This window comes from Aerosakkonema sp. BLCC-F183, from assembly GCF_041929145.1.
GTDB lineage: Bacteria > Cyanobacteriota > Cyanobacteriia > Cyanobacteriales > Aerosakkonemataceae > Aerosakkonema.
Genome location: NZ_JBHFNU010000021.1, coordinates 170,102 through 189,547, shown reverse-complemented (window position 1 = coordinate 189,547; position 19,446 = coordinate 170,102). Strand labels below are relative to the sequence as shown.

Annotated in this window: 15 protein-coding genes; 4 read left to right on the top strand and 11 right to left on the bottom strand. The window is 41.7% G+C overall.

Annotation, left to right across the window (positions count from 1 at the left end):
• Positions 1 to 27: 27 nt before the first annotated feature.
• Positions 28 to 297 carry a hypothetical protein gene (locus ACE1CD_RS05965; protein WP_374798925.1) on the bottom strand — a complete coding sequence of 90 codons (270 nt, stop codon included), beginning with the start codon at positions 295 to 297 and terminating at the stop codon, positions 28 to 30.
• A 740-nt stretch (positions 298 to 1,037) separates the two neighbouring features.
• Between ACE1CD_RS05965 and ACE1CD_RS05960 the strand changes: the two genes are divergently transcribed.
• The gene (locus ACE1CD_RS05960) at positions 1,038 to 2,087 is read left to right on the top strand and encodes a hypothetical protein (RefSeq protein ID WP_374822354.1); all 1,050 of its coding nucleotides are present in this window, start codon (positions 1,038 to 1,040) and stop codon (positions 2,085 to 2,087) included.
• A gap of 119 nt (positions 2,088 to 2,206) precedes the next feature.
• On the opposite strand, the gene ACE1CD_RS05955 is transcribed toward ACE1CD_RS05960, so the two are convergent.
• From ACE1CD_RS05955 to ACE1CD_RS05940, 4 genes are all read right to left on the bottom strand, one after another.
• A complete protein-coding gene (locus tag ACE1CD_RS05955; protein ID WP_374822351.1) occupies positions 2,207 to 2,371 on the bottom strand; it encodes a hypothetical protein in 165 nt (54 codons plus the stop codon).
• Between the two features lie 30 nt (positions 2,372 to 2,401).
• On the bottom strand, positions 2,402 to 3,640 hold the full coding sequence (locus ACE1CD_RS05950; RefSeq protein ID WP_374822348.1) for an RNA-guided endonuclease InsQ/TnpB family protein: 1,239 nt from the start codon (positions 3,638 to 3,640) through the stop codon (positions 2,402 to 2,404).
• A 299-nt stretch (positions 3,641 to 3,939) separates the two neighbouring features.
• On the bottom strand, positions 3,940 to 4,797 hold the full coding sequence (gene rsmI / locus ACE1CD_RS05945) for a 16S rRNA (cytidine(1402)-2'-O)-methyltransferase (RefSeq protein ID WP_374822345.1): 858 nt from the start codon (positions 4,795 to 4,797) through the stop codon (positions 3,940 to 3,942).
• Positions 4,798 to 4,812: 15 nt separating this feature from the next.
• Positions 4,813 to 7,125 carry an EAL domain-containing protein gene (locus tag ACE1CD_RS05940; RefSeq protein ID WP_374822342.1) on the bottom strand — a complete coding sequence of 771 codons (2,313 nt, stop codon included), beginning with the start codon at positions 7,123 to 7,125 and terminating at the stop codon, positions 4,813 to 4,815.
• Between the two features lie 234 nt (positions 7,126 to 7,359).
• Between ACE1CD_RS05940 and ACE1CD_RS05935 the strand changes: the two genes are divergently transcribed.
• From ACE1CD_RS05935 to ACE1CD_RS05925, 3 genes are all read left to right on the top strand, one after another.
• Entirely contained in the window at positions 7,360 to 8,229 is an 870-nt protein-coding gene (locus ACE1CD_RS05935) for a sugar kinase (protein WP_374822339.1), read from the top strand.
• A gap of 127 nt (positions 8,230 to 8,356) precedes the next feature.
• A complete protein-coding gene (locus tag ACE1CD_RS05930) occupies positions 8,357 to 9,259 on the top strand; it encodes a 3'(2'),5'-bisphosphate nucleotidase CysQ (RefSeq protein ID WP_374798913.1) in 903 nt (300 codons plus the stop codon).
• 532 nt (positions 9,260 to 9,791) lie between these two features.
• The gene (locus ACE1CD_RS05925) at positions 9,792 to 12,440 is read left to right on the top strand and encodes a PAS domain S-box protein (RefSeq protein ID WP_374822336.1); all 2,649 of its coding nucleotides are present in this window, start codon (positions 9,792 to 9,794) and stop codon (positions 12,438 to 12,440) included.
• Positions 12,441 to 12,447: 7 nt separating this feature from the next.
• On the opposite strand, the gene ACE1CD_RS05920 is transcribed toward ACE1CD_RS05925, so the two are convergent.
• The 6 genes from ACE1CD_RS05920 to ACE1CD_RS05895 are packed head-to-tail and all read right to left on the bottom strand — an operon-like array spanning position 12,448 to position 19,374.
• On the bottom strand, positions 12,448 to 14,703 hold the full coding sequence (locus ACE1CD_RS05920; protein ID WP_374822333.1) for a hypothetical protein: 2,256 nt from the start codon (positions 14,701 to 14,703) through the stop codon (positions 12,448 to 12,450).
• A gap of 42 nt (positions 14,704 to 14,745) precedes the next feature.
• Positions 14,746 to 15,558 (bottom strand): sugar phosphate isomerase/epimerase family protein, encoded by an 813-nt coding sequence (locus tag ACE1CD_RS05915; protein WP_374822330.1) that lies wholly within the window; start codon positions 15,556 to 15,558, stop codon positions 14,746 to 14,748.
• Positions 15,559 to 15,566: 8 nt separating this feature from the next.
• Positions 15,567 to 16,340: a hypothetical protein gene (locus ACE1CD_RS05910; protein ID WP_374822327.1), complete on the bottom strand. Its 774-nt coding sequence runs from the start codon at positions 16,338 to 16,340 to the stop codon at positions 15,567 to 15,569.
• A 14-nt stretch (positions 16,341 to 16,354) separates the two neighbouring features.
• Positions 16,355 to 17,176 carry a glycosyltransferase family 2 protein gene (locus tag ACE1CD_RS05905; protein ID WP_374822324.1) on the bottom strand — a complete coding sequence of 274 codons (822 nt, stop codon included), beginning with the start codon at positions 17,174 to 17,176 and terminating at the stop codon, positions 16,355 to 16,357.
• Between the two features lie 15 nt (positions 17,177 to 17,191).
• Positions 17,192 to 18,190, bottom strand: a complete 999-nt coding sequence (locus ACE1CD_RS05900) for a glycosyltransferase family 2 protein (protein WP_374822322.1) — start codon at positions 18,188 to 18,190, stop codon at positions 17,192 to 17,194.
• Positions 18,190 to 19,374, bottom strand: coding sequence for an FAD-dependent oxidoreductase (locus ACE1CD_RS05895; protein WP_374822319.1), 1,185 nt, complete (start codon positions 19,372 to 19,374; stop codon positions 18,190 to 18,192). The genes ACE1CD_RS05900 and ACE1CD_RS05895 overlap by 1 nt, the downstream gene beginning before the upstream one ends.
• Positions 19,375 to 19,446 lie beyond the last annotated feature (72 nt).

The window sequence follows — 19,446 nt, the reverse complement described above, 5'->3', positions numbered from 1 at the left end:
AATAGGCGTAAATTGTGGGAATGCACGTTATGGCATCCAAAAGCGATTTGAACTGCCATTGTTTATTCTGTCGGATAATGTGGCGGCCCTTTTTGAGGTCTTATTCCTCCTGCCATAAATTTTCGCAATCAGCCAAATCGGCCACAGGAGGGTAATCCCAGCGGCAACAAATCTTGTCGAGTTACCTCGCAATTGCGACTCTTGCAGGGGGTTGAAATCTTTCCGGTGGGCAAGATAGCAAATCAAACCGGAAAAAGTGTAAGAGGCTGCTACGTAGGCTAATAGCATTGCAGTCACGGGGAATACCTCGGTTTTGCAAGAGAGGAGCGGTGATTTAGGTAGCAATTCATCTGGCCATAGCCCATCTCCCGAAGGAGATGGGCCAGACAAGTTTGTTACACCAGAGTTAAAGATACACCCGTGACGATCGGAGCCTGCTAAAAATCAGGTTCCATCCACATCTCCAACAATTCTTGTGGGGTAGGCATCCTGCCTGCCCTTTGAGATTCTTTTGGCGGAGATGTCTAAGTATTGTTTTACCAGGCTTTGCCTTAATTTGGCGTCGCTAAAAACGAAAAATTACAGGCAAATACTGAGTTATTTACTCAGCCTTTATGGAAACAATAGTAAATTTACGGTATTTTTATCAAATTTAGTTGAATGTATTTTAAATCTTTATAAAAACTTTATATTTTTGATTCGGAGAGTAGTCGATCGAAGTAAGCCGTGTTTGTGCCTGCGGGAGTCCAGCACCTGCCGTTCAGCCCGTAAGCGCGTTTGTTTGTCAGAAATCTATAGAAGGATTAACAATTTTAAACAAAATGTTTTACTTTTCAGCGAAAGTACTGCATACTTAACGTCCATAGCACATAAAGATTCCATGAAATCCCCATATGGTTTGACAAATTTTCTTAAATTTCGCTTTCTTAGATAAGACTGTTTATTTTCGTGTTAAAACAAGCTAAGTCAAGCCAAAAGGCTTAAAACTGCTTTATTTGCTCTTTTAAAACTTTTTTTCGCAGATTCAGTGCAAAAATATGACTCAATCATTCGCATCTACCGGAGTTAACTTTAAATCTCCCCAAGTTCCAGCCATCCAATCCCAACCATCGGAATTGAAACTGCACTCACTGGCGGCACTATGGGCGCGGAAATACGTTCTCTCCGTGACTGCCCGTAAAGATGCAAAGCCACCGAGAAAGCTAGAAACGCTGACAGAAGTATCTTCTTTAGAAGGTAGAGATCGCACGGCAGAGAAATTAAACCAGAATCTGACTTTAGCTAGCGCCCAAGCTTGGTCTTTGACGGAAACGCTGCTGGGAGAGGAAATGCGACGCCACGGCATCAATCCAGACTTAATCAACCCCCTGGAGATTGCAGCAGATACGCGCAATTTATTTCAAAAAGCGTTAAAAGCTTATCGGAAAGAGATCCCACCTGCACGTTTGTCAGTAGTTTTGGGGGCAGATTGCGGTCAGGTGCGGCAGAAGTACACCAGTGTAGATCGGCGTGCGATCGGATTTGCCAGTATGCAGTTCCACTACACCGGCCAAAAGTTGCTGGAATGTCTATCGCGATCGGAACAAGGATTGTTTCAGTCTTACTTAAAGGTCATGGACGATCATATGTATATGCCCTTGCAAGTGGCTTACAAAGCAGCTGCCGATCTGCCTCTAAATTCTCCCCAACTCTTAGCGGTTCAGCATCTTTTACCCGCCAGCACCAACATTGCCTATGCTGTTTTCGATCGCGTCTGTCGTCAGCATCCGGGCTATGAAAGCTACAGTGGCCTTGTCAGCGACGAAAAGGTGAAAATATCAAGCATCCGCGATGTCGAGATGTTTCAAGTATATTTGTGTTTATGCGTTCTCCAAGGTAACATTTGCTCGGTACAACAGGAGCTGTTTCCCTTATGCGTAATGTTGTATCCTCGATTGGGTGTGAACTGGTCGTTAGTGCAGGATATGCTGCAAGCGATCGTTTGGGAGTTGCACGATCGTCTGCGCTTAGAAGATGTCGCTGTCTTCTTACCCTATTTGCGTACCTTATCGGAAATGTTTTCTAAAGAGGTATTTCAAAACTGTTGATTGCTAAACTGACTTTCTTCTACTAAGCTTGCTTCCGAATCCGAGCAACTAATGGGATTGACTGCTAACGTTTCAGCGATCCCTTCTTCGCTTGTAACTTCCCCGATTATCCAAATGGGCTACAAAGCCGTTACCCAAAGCTTGACTAATGCCTTGACAAGAGTAGGGTTAGTCGATTTATACTCCTGCCGATATTCCTTGCCACTGCCGATCGAGAGCAGACAGCAAATCATACCGGAAAAAACATAAGCTGTTGCGGAAGACGCAAATAGCAATGCTGTCATGATACACCGCTCAACGAAACCTACTTAAACCTACTCACAGGCTGAAAGGCCAGTCATTCGTAGTGGGTCAAGCACCACAGGGTTAAACGGCAAACCCTTTATTCCTTGGTCAAAGACATCAGGAATTACTTTTCGAGTAATATTAAATGACCCATTCACATCGGCATTTAATAATCTACCCTGAGCTGTTTTATACAACCCTCTCGCTATTCTATGTCCCTGAAATACTGGTTTTTTTGCCCCATATTTAGGTACATCATCCCCATCTACAGCACTAGCCCTAGATGTATAGGCTTCTTCTGTAATGACTACGAATATTCCTTTTAATTGAGCTTTATACGTCAACATTTCGATTAACCTATAATGAGGAATATTCACAAATTGTTGATTGTTCCTTTTACCTAAGTTAATTGATTGTTTCCAATTTGGATTATGCCCAATTACTAAGATGCCTATTTGATGCTGTTGACACCAATCTATGACTATGCGGCTAGCTGTATGTAGATAATTTTCTACTCTACAGTTGCGTTTATGAGTGAGCTTTTTTAATCTTTGAGATTGGTTTTGATTCGGCTTGATTTTGAGATGGGATTGGAAAGCCGAACGTTGTTTATTGTAAAAGGTGTTAATCGCTTTTAGTGGTCTGCCTTTAATCAAAAGAGGTCTGACGCCTGGAAGATTGGTAGTTACAGCCATTAAGTTATTAACGCCTAAGTCTACACCTGCTATTTCTTGAGCATTGGTTGTCTCTTCTAGTTGTTCATAAACTATTTCGATGACATAACAACTACTTTTCGGCACTATTCTCGCTTCGATTATTTCCTTGGCGAATGTGGGAATTTGTATTTCACTCATGGATAGCTGACAAATTCCTTTTTTTAAGGCTTTTTTCGAGATGGCTTCGTGAGGATAAGGGAGAATATTCCGGCCTTTGGTTTTGTGTTTATATCCCGGTATTTTTGGTGTACCATTAAATTTTTCGGGATTGATTTGCCAAGTTTTTACAGCTTGAAAATAACTTGTCCAGGCTGAATCTAATCGGCGGATAATTTGCTTACTCACTTTGGTGGGTAAGGCTTTGTACTCTGAGGTTTGTGATAGTTGGTGATAAAGTTGGTTAAAGTTTAATTTCTTCTGGTGTTGAAAGAAGTGTTGACGATAATGATAATTAGCTAGGTTAAACAAATTTTTCGACAAAAAAGCCAAGTGGTCAATCTCTGACCAGAGGGGATGGTTTTTTGTGATGATATGACGTTCAACTAGCTTCATGTTGTGATTATACTATGAGAACGGCTTTCCCAAAAACTCTTTCCCCCAAAATTGCTCACTATTGGTATTTAGCTATCAAAATAAATAAGATTGAGCAGAATTAGTTAGATTTTTGGCAACTGCATTTATCCCCTAATACCAATAAGATAAGCATAGCCGTAGCAAAACATAGCTGGATGTAATCATGCAGCTTTTGTAAGACGGCTGTTGTAGTTTTTTTAACCTGTTTATTTTAAATAAAATAACCTTAAGTTAGGGTTATTTGTATAAAATTTTGATGAAGACAGCTCGAGTTTGCCTTATATTTCTACAACAGGAAGAGAGAGGGCTAGCTCATATATGAAACGACGCGGTAGAGAGGTTGCTTTTGCGAGCTGGCGGCTGGCTTGCGAACGAGATATTCCTTGACCCAGTAGCTGTTGTAACTCGGATTTAAGGATTTCTTCCGAAAAATAGGGCTTTTCTAGCTGGAGACCTGCTAGGGCGAGCGTAAATTCTCCTTGGGGCGAGCGTTGGGAATAAGCAAGTATAGCCGCTGCGATCGTTCCCCGCCAGAACTCTTCGTGCAATTTAGTTAACTCCCTTGCCAAGACTAGCTGCCGGTCTCCACCCAAAACATCTGCCAAATCTTGCAAAGTTTGCCGCAAACGATGGGGAGATTCGTATAAAATAATAGTTCGAGATTCTGTTTGTAAAGCTTCCAAACGCTCCTTTCGCCCTGACCCTTTTGCAGGTAAAAAACCTTCAAACACAAATCGGTCTGTCGATAAGCCAGATGCGCTTAAAGCTGTAATTGCCGCACTAGCGCCGGGAATGGGTACTACTGGTATTTCTACGGAGATACAAGCTCGAACTAACTCGTATCCTGGATCGGAAATCAACGGCATACCGGCATCGCTGACGAGAGCGATCGATTTTCCCTGCTTCAGTAGATCTACTAACTCCGGAATGCGCTGCTGACGATTGTGTTCGTGGTAACTTATCTGGGGCGTAGCAATTTGAAAATGCTGCAAAAGTTTCCCTGTATGGCGGGTATCTTCCGCCGCGATCGCATCCACCATTTGCAAAATCCGCACTGCCCGGAACGTCATATCTTCCAGATTGCCGATGGGAGTTGCGACAACGTATAAAGTGCCGATGTGCAGAGCCGTTTGCATATCAATTAATTCAACTTAAGAACAACGCCTTTCCAACCATATTTCTGGGTATATTGGGCTGGGTTTAGTCACTAAGGGATGGGGGGCGGCGATGCCATAACCCTGAGCGTAGTCTACCCCAATATCCTTTACTTTTTCCAGGATAGAGGCATTGGTAACGAACTTAGCGATCGTCTCAATACCCATAACATGAGCGATATTGTTGATTGCTTTGACGCTCTCGTAAGTAATTGTGTCATCCAAAATGCCTTCTATCAAATCTCCAGCTATTTTTAAATAATCCAAAGGTAACTGTTTAAGATAAGCAAAAGAAGAGATACAGCTACCAAAATCATCCAAAGCTACTCGGCAACCTAAATACTTGAGAGCGCGGATGAGCTTAGTTGTTTGGCTAAAATGTGAGAGCGCCACGCTTTCAGTAATTTCAAAGCAAATCGTCTCAGGCAAGATTTCGTGGAGCGAAAACTGCTCATACAGAAAGTTAATAAAATTTTCGTCGTTAATGCTAGCTGTAGAAAGATTGAGCGCATAAAGAGAACGATGTTGCATCTCCCTACCTTGCCGAGCCTGCTTTGCCAAGAATGTGCTTATCACCCAACGATCGATAATTGGCATGAGGTTGTATCGCTCAGCTGCTGGTAGAAAAGCCATTGGGGGAATCACCTCCCCTTTTTCATCCACCAAACGGAGTAAAACTTCGTGGTATTCTCTCACAAAGCGATGGGAACCAACAGAAACTATCGGTTGATAGTACAAACAAAACTTGTTGTCTGCCAGTTCCGAAGTTTGGGAATATTCGATCTGAGTTTTATCTATATCGTTTTCACCGATCGCTTGATTAATTCTGGCGATCCATTGTTTTTGATCTCGCTGTTGCGCCAGATCTTCATCGTTAGGTTTGTAGATGTGTACGCAATTGCGCCCTTTATTTTTAGCTTGGTAGCAAGCAGCGTCAGCTGCGCTTAACACCTTATCTACATTTTGTAAGACTACATGACCGTAAGTTTGGCAGTCAGTCAGGGGTACTACTCCGATACTGACGCCGAGACTGAAAGTTTTATCCTGCCATACAAATCGGAAAGTTTGGATCGCTTCTTTGAGCGATCGCGCTACTTTAAGTCCTTGCTGAAGAGGGCAATTATAGAGCAGTAAGGCAAATTCATCACCGCCGAGTCGCGCTAAAATATCGGTCTGGCGGACGTGAGTTTGCAACATAGCGCTGAGCTGACGTAGCAGCTCGTCACCAGCAGCATGACCGCAAGTATCGTTAACAATTTTGAATCGGTCTAGGTCGAGATAACAGAGGGTATGCTTTTGATTTTGTTTTCTGGCACCCAACACAGCTGCTTCCAGACGCTGCTCGAATTCGCGACGGTTGATCAGTCCGGTGAGTGCATCGTGAGTAGCTTCCCAAGACAACTGTTCGTTTACTTTAGAAAGAAAGGCGGTACGCTCTCCGACCATATCTTCCAAGCGTTCTTGATAATGCTGTAGCTGCTTGAGAGTTTGCTTGTGCTTGGTGACGTCTTCTACCATGCGAATGCCAAATTCGGGGTTACCCTCGCTATCGCGTACCAAATAACCGGTGACGTGACACCACATTAACTGTCCGTCTTTGCAAAGGTAACGCTTTTCCATTTGGTAGCGATCGCGCTCCCAAAACAGATAAGGGCTGTCTACCCGGTAGCGATCGCGTTTCCTTGCGATGAGCTCCTGATGTATCTCCTCATCCTTGGGAAAATGCGATCTTGAATTTTTGCCATATCCCAGCATCTGCTCCAGTGCTGAATTCCTTGCTACAGTTTGGCCTGCCATATCGATAATTTCTATACCTATGCTGGCTCCTTCAAAAATCGATCTAAATAATGCCTCCCTCTCGTTGAGAGCTGCTTCTGCCTGTTGCCGTTCCACGATCTCCCGTGCGAGTTTCTCATTCGCTGCTTCTAGTTCGGCGGGGCTCTTAAGTGCCATTGCTTGAGGAATTAAGGGAAACAGCTTAAGAGCCGCATATATGGATATTACAGCACTAACTGCTTTGAAACCACCGTATAGCGCATAGTTTGGATGCCAAAGCATTGTAATTTCCATAATTTGGCTGGTGCCATAGGTAATGAAGAAAGCGCCAAACAGCCACAGCACAGGTGGTAAAGCGACATCTTCTCGCTTATGGATGAAGTAGAGTAGCATGAGCGGAATCGAATAATAAGCCAACCCAATGAGAGTATCCGACAGGATGTGCAGCCAAACCAATTCTGGGTAGTAGGGGTCGTAGTACCCAGAGTTGATGAAGTTTGGTGAAGCGAACAGGTCTTTTAATACTTCCTTCATAAAAAGCCGTTTTTTTTAAAGATACTGTAAAGTTTACCTTTATCTCTATCTTAAAATCACACAGTCGGTTTAAGATACGATTTTTATTCTATTTTGTTAAAAATGAAATTCTCTAAAAATGGGTGTGGATAGATTTTCGCTGACTATCGCGTCCATCTTATTAGCTTGACCGATACCTTGTAAGCCATCTGTGGATGGAGGTAAAACTTTTCAAACTGAGTAAAAAGTGTAGCAATGGTAAAAAATGGTTTATTTGTAGGACTGCTAACTTTAGATTTCCTCTATCTAACGGAGGGTTATCCAAATAGGAACCAAAAAATTGTGGCATCTGACTATACAGTTGCAGCAGGTGGCCCAGCGACGAATGCAGCAGTAAGTTTTAGCTATTTGGGCGATCGAGCCACGCTTTTGGGTGCGATCGGCTCTCACCCGATTACTAACTTAATCCGCACTGATTTAGAACACTGCAAAGTCGATATACAAGATTTGGCTCCTACTAGGTTGGAGCCGCCGCCAGTATCTTCTATTATCGTCGCCGAAGCAACTGGGGAGAGGGCTGCGATCTCAATCAATGCGACTAAATACCAAGGTCACAAAGAAAGCCTTTCTCCAGATATTGCGTTTGGTATGGATATAGTGTTAATTGACGGTCACCAAATGGAAATTGGTAAAACAATCTCACAATTAGCTAAAGCAAACAAGATTCCGGTTGTCATAGATGGTGGCAGCTGGAAGGCTGGATTTGATGAGATATTGCCTTTCGTGGATTACGCGATTTGTTCGGCTAACTTTTACCCACCTGGCTGCCAAAACGAGCAGGAGATTATTAGCTATTTTTCATCTCTGGGAATTTCACATATTGCCATTACCCACGGAGAAGAAGCCATTCAGTATTTTTGCCAGGGTGAAGCTGGGTGGATAGAGGTTCCTAAAGTTAAGGCGGTGGATACGCTGGGTGCTGGGGATGTTTTCCACGGAGCTTTTTGTCATTACATTTTGCGGGAAAATTTTACCGATGCTTTAGCAGCAGCGGCTAAGGTTGCTTCCTATTCGTGTCAATTTTTTGGAACTCGTCGGTGGATGGAATCAGGTTTGAGCTTGTAGAGGTGAATTTTAGCGCCAGGGGAGCAGTAAAGATCGAAAAATATCGCCCAACTTGCCCTTAGCGTCAATTTTACGGTTATTATGGGCATTGGCTCCACCCATCTGTAAATAGTAAAGGAATTGTAGCGTGACTGAATTAAAATATTTAGGCGAAAACCGATTTGAAGGGTTAGAGGAAGTAGCTGCGATCGCTCGCTCAGTCGCTTGGGGAGCAGCTGATATCCTGCGATCGTACTATCGCGGCGAACCTCATACCGGTGACCTGAACATTGAAAATAAAAAAGAAGGGCCGGTTACTGCTGCTGATATAGCGGTCAACCACTATATCTTGGACAACTTGCAAGCTGCTTTCGGAACTCAAGATTTTGGCTACTTAAGCGAAGAAACCTATAAATTTCAGTCTAAGGGAGTCTTGTCATCGCCTTTACCGGAAGATTGGATTTGGATTGTTGACCCTTTAGACGGTACGCGAGATTTTATTGACAAGACGGGTGAATATGCTGTTCAGATTGCTTTAGTATATCAAGGAAGTCCGGTACTGGCGGCGGTGGCATGGCCGGAAACAGAAAAGGTATACTACGCAACTAAAGGCGGGGGTACTTTCGTGGAAACTCGCGATGGATTATTAAGGCAAGTGCGAGTGTCCGATCGCAACAAACTAGAAGATTTGTCTATCATTGTCAGTCGCACTCACCGAGACGATCGCTTCAATAATCTGTTGCAGCAATTGCCTTCCAAAAATCTCAAATATGTCGGTAGCGTAGGCTGCAAAATAGCTACAATTATCGAACAGCAAGCAGATATTTACATATCTCTTTCTGGGAAATCTGCTCCAAAAGACTGGGATATGGCGGCTCCCGAACTGATTTTGACGGAAGCTGGGGGTAAATTTACTTATTTGGATGGTTCTGCTCTCAAATACAATCGGGGAGATGTGCATCAGTGGGGTTGCTTGGTTGCTAGCAACGGTCACTGTCACGATGATTTATTAGCACAAACCAAACAAATTCTGGAAAAAGTGGATGGGTAATAACGCGAGCGCGTATTGCACGACATTTAATCAAGAAAAATACCAATTATTATTCCTTTCCGGCTCCAAGAATATCTATGATGACGCAGAGTGATAAAAGAAAGATCGATAATCTTCTGGCGGAAAGTGAGTAATTAGTAATTGCATAAATTTTCACATTTAAGAAGATTGCAGATAGAAAAGCAAAAATTTAGTATCTGCAATCTCTACTCAATCTTTAATATTATAATGAAATTGAAAATATTAATAACGGTAAGTTACTCTATTCCCACTCAAGGATTGTGTATTGGCAAGCTGGGGAGGCGTAAAGATAGGGATAGAATGAAAAATACATAATATTATCTGAAAAAATTAAATCAACAGTTGTGCGATCGCTTAGTTATAGCGAGGGCTTTAAGCCGTTAATTATAAATTGGAAGTTAATCTGATATTTACGATATTTATCTAATTAAAACAGCAGACAATCTCTAGCCAAAACAAAATATAACGGCTAAAACAGAAATCATAAACCGTTACAAAATAGGATTTCTCTATGGCAGCATTCTGGCAAACCCTATTTTCAAGTAACTTTATTCCGCACGGCCATTGCTATCTGTGGAAACCAGGACTGGTATGGCTGCATATAATATCCGATTCCCTGATTGCTGTGGCTTACTACTCCATTCCGCTGATGTTGGTATATTTTGTGCGGCAACGGCGAGATTTACCGTTTGATTGGATCTTTTTACTTTTCGGCACTTTCATTATTGCCTGCGGTACAACTCACGTTATCGAAGTGTGGACGTTGTGGCATCCCCATTATTGGATATCCGGTTTAGTTAAAGCTCTGACGGCTGCGGTATCTTTATATACTGCTGTTATGCTGGTGGCTTTGATTCCAAAAGCATTGGCTTTACCGAGTCCAGCACAGTTGGAAATAACCAATCGAAAACTAGAAATGGAGATTTGGGAACGCTTAAAAGCAGAGGAGAAAATTCGCTTTCAGGCGCGGTTGTTGGATGTTGTGGAACAAGCTGTGATTGCCACGGACTTAAAGGGAATTGTTAGTTATTGGAACCAATTTGCCGAAAAACTCTATGGCTGGTCAGCAGCAGAAGCGTTAGGTCGCGACATAGTGGAACTGATCCCATCTGAACTTTCTCAAACACAAGCAGCCGAATTGATGTCGCAGTTGAGTACAGGCGAAAGTTGGTCGGGGGAATTTATGGTGCGCCATCGCAACGGCAGGAGTTTCCCGGTACTGGTGACTGATTCGCCAATTCACGATGAAAGAGGTATTTTGTGCGGCGTTGTTGGCCTTTCTTTTGATATTAGCGATCGCAAGTTGGCGGAGGAAAGATTGCGCCAAAGCGAAGAACGCTTCCGCAGTTATTTTGAACTGTCGTTCATCGGTGTAGCGATCACCTCGCCCGAAAAAGGTTGGATTGAAGTCAACGATACTTTCTGCGAACTTCTCGGCTATTCTCGAAATGAATTGATCGGCACAACTTGGGCGCAATTGACGCACCCGGAAGATTTGGAAGTTGACCTAAATCACTACAATCGCGTGTTAAAAGGTGAAATTGATGCTTATTCTTTGGAAAAAAGGTATATTCGCTCTGATGGTGACATAATTTACACTAACATTTTGGTTCGCTGCCTGCGTCGATCGGATCGGTCGATCGATTATTTCGTGGCGCTACTTGAGGATATCACCGATCGCGTGCGGGCAAACGATGCCCTACGGCAGTCGGAAGCGCGGTACAAAGAACTCGCCCAGCAGGAAGAATTGATTAATCGGCTAGCAAGTCAGATCCGCAACTCCCTCGATCTGGACACTATTTTGGAAACAGCAGTACAGGAGATCGGCAAGCTGTTACAGATCGATCGATGCCTTTTTATTTGGCTTCGCTTTGTTCCTTCCGTAAACGGGGAAAATGAAAGTATAATGTGGGAAATTGTCAAGGAAGCTAAGCATCCGGATCTAGAAAGTAGGATTGGTGTGTATCCGCTTCAAGAACAGTTTAGCCCGTTGGTGGAGAAGCTTTTGAACTTAGAAATAATCCGTGCTGACGATGTAGAAACTCTAACCGATCCGATTTTGCAGCAGGTGTTGCGTTTTTTGGGCCACACTTCTATGCTGGATCTGCCTTTCAAGACGCAATTTGGTCAAATTGGTATAGTCAATTGCAGTCATACTAAAGGTTTCCGTCCTTGGCGCGACAGCGAAGTGGAATTGCTGCAAGCGGTGACGGATCAACTGGCGATCGCAATTAACCAAGCCGAACTTTACGCCCAAAGTCAAAAAGCTACTAAAATTGCCCAAGCGCAAGCAGAACAAATTGCCCAAGCGCTGCAAAAATTGCAACAAACTCAAGCTCAACTGATTCAAAGCGAAAAAATGTCCGGCTTGGGACAGCTAGTTGCCGGGATCGCTCACGAAATTAATAACCCGGTTAGTTTTATCCACGGAAATATCAACCATGCCACTGGATATATTCAAGATTTGCTCAGTCTGGTAAAACTTTATCAACAATATTATCCCAAACCTGTCAAAGAGATCGAAGACAAAATTGAAGAGATCGATCTCGATTTCTTATTAACAGACCTGCCCAAATTGCTATCTTCAATGAAAGTAGGGACAGACCGCATTCGTCAGATTGTTTTGTCGCTGCGTAACTTCTCCCGTCTGGATGAAGCGGAAATGAAACCTGTTGACATTCACGAAGGTATCGATAACACCTTGCTGATTTTGCAACACCGATTCAAAGAAAACGCGGCACGCCCCAGTATTAAGTTGGATAAAAACTATGGAAAACTGCCGCTTGTCGAGTGTTACCCAGGCCAAATCAATCAGGTATTCATGAATATCCTGAGTAACGCCATTGATGCGATCGAACATTTGAAATTTGCGGGAGTAGAAACGTTAAAAGAGAGCATCCCTACAATTTGCATTCGCACAGAAGTTGCTAACGATTCGGTGCAAATAAGTATTATAGATAATGGCCCTGGCATAACTGAAGAAATACGCCACAAGTTGTTCGATCCATTTTTTACTACAAAACCAGTCGGCAAGGGAACTGGATTGGGACTGTCAATTACGTATCAAATTGTAGTTGAAAAACACGCTGGCAAAATCGAGTGTATTTCTGTACCAGGAAAAGGGGCTGAATTTGTTGTGCAAATTCCCATTCGCCGCTAATACGACTTCAATCAACGAGGTTAATATTGATGTCTTGGCCGATTTGATGGAGCTGTTCGCTTTTTGTATCGTAACTCCAAACTCTCACGAGGTTATTACCTTTTGGTAAAATTTTGGTGGGAATTAAGAGGTTCCACCCAGATTGGGTATAAGCATTATTAGCTAAAGTTTTAGCTACATCTGGTCTGGGAACGTTTACTCTGGCAACTGCGATCGGCTTATTTTGTTCGCCGTAGGTAATATAAACTGCATCAGCCGATCGTCCTTGTTTGGGCAATATGGCCCATCCACTCAGCGCTAAGGTATTTCTTCTTTTAATCTTTTCAGGCACTGGTGTATCTATATAACCATTACGGATATTTGCTTGTGTTTTGATAAAAGTAAAATTCTGATTGCGCTGCTGCCAAAACCAATGAGAGCCAACAGCAATGTATGGTTTGTATTTATCTAAGAAATATTGATAAATTATCGAAGCTCCCTCAGAAACATGGATGCCATCTATGGCATTAGACGAAGCATCATTGCTCATTAAAATTAGTTTTGGTTTTTGTCGATCGATATCGCTAACGACTTGAGCTTGAGCTACGGGAGGGTGGGCATAGTAAGCATAGCTAAACTTAGAGCAAGAAGGTTTTTGAAACAAATAGTACCAAAAACCTTCTGATGTAAGACCATAAAAACACGATAATTTTTCTATTTCGGGCTGCAATGTTTTGTATGCTTGTAAATAATCATTTTTGATAATTTTTTCATCCGGTATTTGGTATGATTTTTGCATTCCATCAACCGTAAGATAAGCGATATAGGGATTGAAAAATGGACTTAACACCGCCAGTGAAACTATAACCAAAGTTGCTAACTTATGGGGTGTTGTTTTAAAATTATTAATTTGGTCTTTGCATAAATGTACGCTCAGGTAAGCCAACAAGAATACAGTCATGAGTGCGCCTGGAGCAACATGACCGTAATCGCTCCTATCTAGAGCAATTCTGGCATATATTAAAGATGAAAATAACAGGATAATAAGCAAACAGTTTTGTTCGCAAAGTTCTTTGAGTTTGGGATTATTTTGATATTCTACAAACAAATAAATTGCTCCCAAAATAATCACTAAAATCAAAAATATAAAAGGACGCCAAATCGGTAAATTTTCTAAACTAAAAGACGGCATAGCAATAAACGTCATGTATCTGCCATAACGCGCCCAGTAAGCTATTTGCGATAATAAAGCCGATACTTGATCGAAGCCGAGTATAATAACTAAAGCTATTGCAGAACTGAGTAGACCTAAACCAGAATTACTCAACCAAGCTCTAGAAAACTTTTTATCCAGAACAAGTGTTAAAGCGCAACAAACTGCGTAGATGGCGATAAAATAAACGGCTCGATCGTACACGTAGAGAATACTTACGGGTATAGATAATCCTATAAGTGTTGGCAAGATCAACATTTCTGTTCTACTTAACTTACTGGATAGAGCCTGCCGAAAAAATCTCAAAGTTAAGGTTATTTGCAGTAACAAGTACAAATCTCTACCTTGGTGGATACCTTTGGCAATTTCAAAGATGAAACCATCAAAAAAAGTAAAAATTGCACAGTAGATAATAAATATATTTCGTCTGGGAATATTGAGTTTTACCGATGAGATAATTTCCCCAATCAGCCAAAAACAAACTAAGTAGGTCAAAAAACCTAGAGTCATCCTAATCAAGCGAGTTAAGGCAATGATATTGGAGTGAGTTGCTAGCTTGCTGGCGATTAAGCTGGGAAACACATTCATACCAAAACCGTGAATCATGAATGTACTTAAAAACGGTTTGGTTTGCGTAAGAAAATTAGGTAAAAATCCTAGATATTCACCTTCGTGAAAGGTATCTTCTAATGGAAATGCTAAATAACCATAGGTTCTGTTGATTGCCCAAGATAAAAGTAAAATAAATGATATAACTAAATAAAATCTTGTATTTATTAAAAAATTGGCTCCTTTTTTGATAAATTGCCATTGCCGTTCTACGAAATTTTGATTTCTAGTGACGGCGATAGTGGCGATTAAAAATGGAACGGCGAGGAAAATCAGAAATCTGATGTAGTTAGTGTAAGGACTAATATTTTTAGTAGTGGCTAGGGAAACCAATCCGGTTTTATTGGCACCAAGGGGTATCTGTAAGTTATCGAAAATAGGTATGAGAATCAGAAATGATATTACTGCTACCGCAAAAATGGCGAATATCTTTAAATTTTGAGGTTTGTTCTCGCTTGACATTGTTAATTCTAGATAGTGTTTAAGAAAAAGTCGATGCCAACGTCAACTATAATGTTGAATAGCTATTTGTAGAGCTTGTTCTACATTGGTAATATTTGCATCTGGATTTTGAGTTTTCATTTCAATCGATGTCCAACCTTGATAGTTAAGTTCAGACAAGGTGTGCGAAAAAAGTTGATGATCCACTCCTCCAGTACCAATTTGGCCTAAATTAGGCTCGCTAATATGAAAGTGGCACACACGCTTAAATGCTTGTTCGATCGCACCTGCGATCGCCTCCCCACTCATGGTCATTCCAGCTGCATCTAAGTGCAAACCAAAACCATCGCTGTTAACAGTATTGACGAGTTCTAATCCTTGAGTGGAAGTGTTGATAAAATCGCAACCGTAGACGGGAGGATTTGGTTCGATACAAAAGAAAACGCCATTTTTCGATGCTACTTCACCCAAACCGTAGAAAAATTCTTTGGCAATTTGTTGAACTTGTTGGGGTGGTAACTTGCCAATACTTCTGTTTTTGGGAGAACCAAACACAAGTACCTTTGCGCCAAACTTGCTACCCAATTGGATAATACCTGACAAATATTCAAAAGTTTCTTGTCGCTTTTGTTCTGACTGGAAAATGGTGAGGTCGGGTCTGCCAAAAAGCAAAGCTTGCATGGCGACGATTTCAATATCTCGGCTTTCCCAAAATTTCCTGTAAGCGGCTATTTCCGAATCGCTCGCTGTTAATGGCGATGGCCAATTTTTGGTGGGAGCGATCTCTACACCTTTGATGTTGAGATTCTGCATGAGGTTAGCGATCGCTTCCTCTTCCTGTACTTGCCAAGCTATGTTAGAAATGGCTATTTTCATGGCTGCGATTAACTCTTGACGACAGAACTTTGCTTTGATACAAATTCTTTCATTTCGGTCAAAACGCTATTTTTGGTGTAGGCATATATGCCAGATTCACCAAACAAATGCGCGTATTCAGTCCTCATATCGTACTTGATTGGACGATTGTGAGGTTCGTTAATAAAGTCAATTTCAAATACTTTTTTGGCAACTTCTGCAACGCTGGTAGGTTCAGTCGCCAAATTCACTAATTTCAAATTGTTTGTCAAGGCTGTTTGAATATCCTGCCAGAGATGCGCGAGGTTATAAAATTGAAATACGTTATCTTTGTGGATTTGGTCAACGTTGTTTTTATGAATAAAGTCATAAACGATATTCTTTTTCAAACCGTCTCCAAACAGACCGGGTAACCGGATAACCAAAGTATCAAACCGTTCTGTGACAAATTGTTCTAATTGCAGTCGGTGTTTGCCATAGGGATGCAAATCCTGGGTATCAATTTCTGTTGCTTCATCAACTTCAATAGGAACCGGATAGACATCGACTGTGGATATCAAAACAACTTTTTTGGCAGATACCTGACCCAGACAGTTCATTAAGCGAGCGAGGTTTTCTGCATCTTTGACTGGCTCTTTATTGGCTAACCACTTAACGGCTGGTGCGCCAGAACAAACAAGAAAGTCAAAATTTTTTCCAGCGATAGATTCAATATTTTTAGAGTTGTACAGGTCGTCAAATTGATGTTGATTAATTAAATTACCCCCGACAAACCCCGTGTATCCTATCAGCGCATTACTCATCGATCGCCTCTTTTTTAGTTATTGTTTGTGGCAGGTGGATTGTATTTATGCAGACAAGCTTTGAGCAAGGTTTTCATCACGATTATATTTCCCTTGATGGGACTAATTTTAGTAGGAACTGGCCCTTTGGATGGATATCGCCGGCATACTGGCAGTTCTTTTACCCGAAAACCCAAACGAGCCGATCGAATTGCCAAGTAGTAGTGCAGTTCGTAACCTGAAAATACTTGCCGAAAAGGTGCTACTCTGGGATCTAATAAGAAGTTGCGGCTGTAAGCGCGGAATCCATTTGTGGTATCGGTGTATCGGAATCCGGCGGCAAGGCTAATTAAAGGAGCGTGAATTAACTTGATAGCAAATAAGCGTACCCAAGGCGTATTAACTTCTTTTCCCCCTTTGATAAAACGGGAACCTTGGATGTGATCGAAACCCGCATCAAGTGCTTGTGCGAAAGTAGTAATTGCTTCCGGATCATCTTTATTGTTCCCATCAATAGTAATGATGCCTTCGTATCCTTGCTGCATGGCGTAGGCAAAAGCCATCCGCATTTGAGCGCTCAGTTTACCAGTGTCTTGCTTGGTTAGCAATGTCCGTACACCCAATTCGGATATGACATCTAAAGCGAGGGAATTATCGGTGCTACCGCCATCAGCAATAATAACATCAAAATCTTTAGAAATTGCTCTCATCCGATCTAGCTGAGTGCGAATCTTTAATCCCTCGTTGATGACGGGAATGCAGACACAGTAGCGACTGCGCTTGGGGAATAACTCATCTATTGTGTGGTTGGGAATTTCCCAGTTTGGTTGATATGGCACAATATTTTTGTCGAGCATTTGGGTATTTTACATCTAAACTTGGATATTGTCTGAGTTTTTCACGATATTTCTGCGATCGCGATCGGCAATTAAAACTGAGCTATTCTTTTCTTCTGCGATATAATATGCCGGCCATCCCTTTAATCGGTCAAATATAAAGCCGATATACTCGGACAAAATAGTCAGTACGATCGAGATGCAAAAAAAGGCGATCGCATTTTGAAATGATAAAGTTACCCATCCTTCAGCAACGCGGTCTTTAAATAAGTAAACCAGAGCAATGTAACCCATATATAGGATATTGAAAATACTCGCCAGCAGACCTAAGTAACTGGCAAATCGCAGCGGTCGCACCGAGTTAACCACAATTACCTGTAAAGCAATATCGACTGTTTCCAGAAAACTTTTTAGTTTCGGTCTTCTATACCTTCTGATTTGTTCGTAAGTAAAGGTTTTCCTTCGATAACCTACATAAGAACTGAGTAGGCGTAAATAGCGATACTTGTCATTTACTTGAATAATGGCATTGACAACTGCTCTACTTAATACGCGAAACTGCGTCGCATTTTCGATCAGCGGTATTTTAAAGATACTTTTGCAAGACAAGTAAAATAGCTTAGCACCGACTCTCATCCACAGAGGTTCGCCTGAGCGATTATTGCGAATTCCGATGACTATATCGTAACCGAGTCGAGCTTGTTGAATTAAATCCGGAAGCAAATCTGGCGGGTCAGATTCGGGAAGCATGACCACTACAAAGTCTCCGATTACCGAATCTAAACCAGAAGATATAGCCACATCAGTACCAAAACTTCTGGAGAGATTAAGCAATCGGATACATTCGTATTCTTTTAAAAGACCGCACACTTGTTCGGCGGTATCATCTTCAGAGCCATCATTGACTAAAACCAGTTCGTAGTTGGCGTAATTGTCTCGCAATACTTGCATTACTTCGGTGACAAAAGGCTTAACAATTCTTGCGTCGCTAGAAAGTGGAGCAACTACCGAAACAAAACAATCATAGGTAGCCATTAGATTACGCCTCCTGTTAGTTCCATAAACTTAAGTTCAGGGGGAACATCATAAATATTGTCAATCTTACCACCCAATACACAAATCAAGTTTTTTAATCCGTGATGTTTTTTAAATAAAATCGGTCGGCTATCATCTACCTCGCTTTGCGGCAGAACTGTTTTCACTTCCCAGATAGAATCGACATACTGACATTCTCTCAGAATTGGTATATATCGTTCGGCATCTTTGATCGTGTATGGGTAGTTAGTTTTGTGTCCGCTTTTAGGGTTAACTGTTTTTACATCAGCATCTTCATCTTTCCAAAAACAGTGAGGGGTGTAGCGAACATGACTGAGGGTATGCAGTCCTCGTGCTGGGAAAGGCATGATGGAAAAGAATGGCCCACACATAACTGTAATACCGAGATGGCGAATCGGATCGGGAACTTCAACTAATGCCATTTCAGTTAATTCATGCTTGAGCGGAATTGTCGGTAAATTTGAACGATCGAGTATATGATTAATAGATGAATAAGTGCAGTTAAAAACGTATTTCGCTGTAATTACATCTTGGTTATCTGACGATTCTATAAAAATTTTAATACCTGTATTATCGGCGTTTTGGAGTTTGACAACTTTTGAGTTAAATCTAAGTTTAACGCCTGCCGTTTCGATGTCATTCAGCATTCTATGTTTTAGCTTCACGGCATCAAAAGCATATTCTTTTGTGTAAAAAACATCTTCGATTAAGTTACTGTTGAAAAGCTTTTTGATGTCGGTTGGTGCTGGCTCTATAAAAGCATCGATGCGTTGGCAAAATGTTTTAAATTGATTGGCTGTGACTTTGGAAGTTATTTTGCCGATCGCATAATATTTATCAAAGCTGCTATCGATACATTCGCGATATTCGCTGACAAATCGAGGAAAATTAACTCTCGATCGCAAAGCGGTCAATATGCTACGCGGGTAGTGATAGCCGTTGTGAACTCTAGCTTGATTTGCATAAGATGCGCGTTGCAGAACATCGGCTTCTTTTTCGAGAATTAGGACTTTGTTTAAATGTTCTTTGAGATACAAAGCAATTCTGCAACCAAAAAAGCCGCCGCCAATTACAACTGCGTCATAGCTGCTAGGGTTAAGCGGACTGGAGGCTGTTAGACTTCCTCCGCCAGGATGAAAAATTGGCGAATTTGTGATTGTCAACTCCTCAGACCAAAATCTTCCTGTGAATTATACCTAATACTGTCGCTAGGCAGAAGTATTTTTGTAAAAATT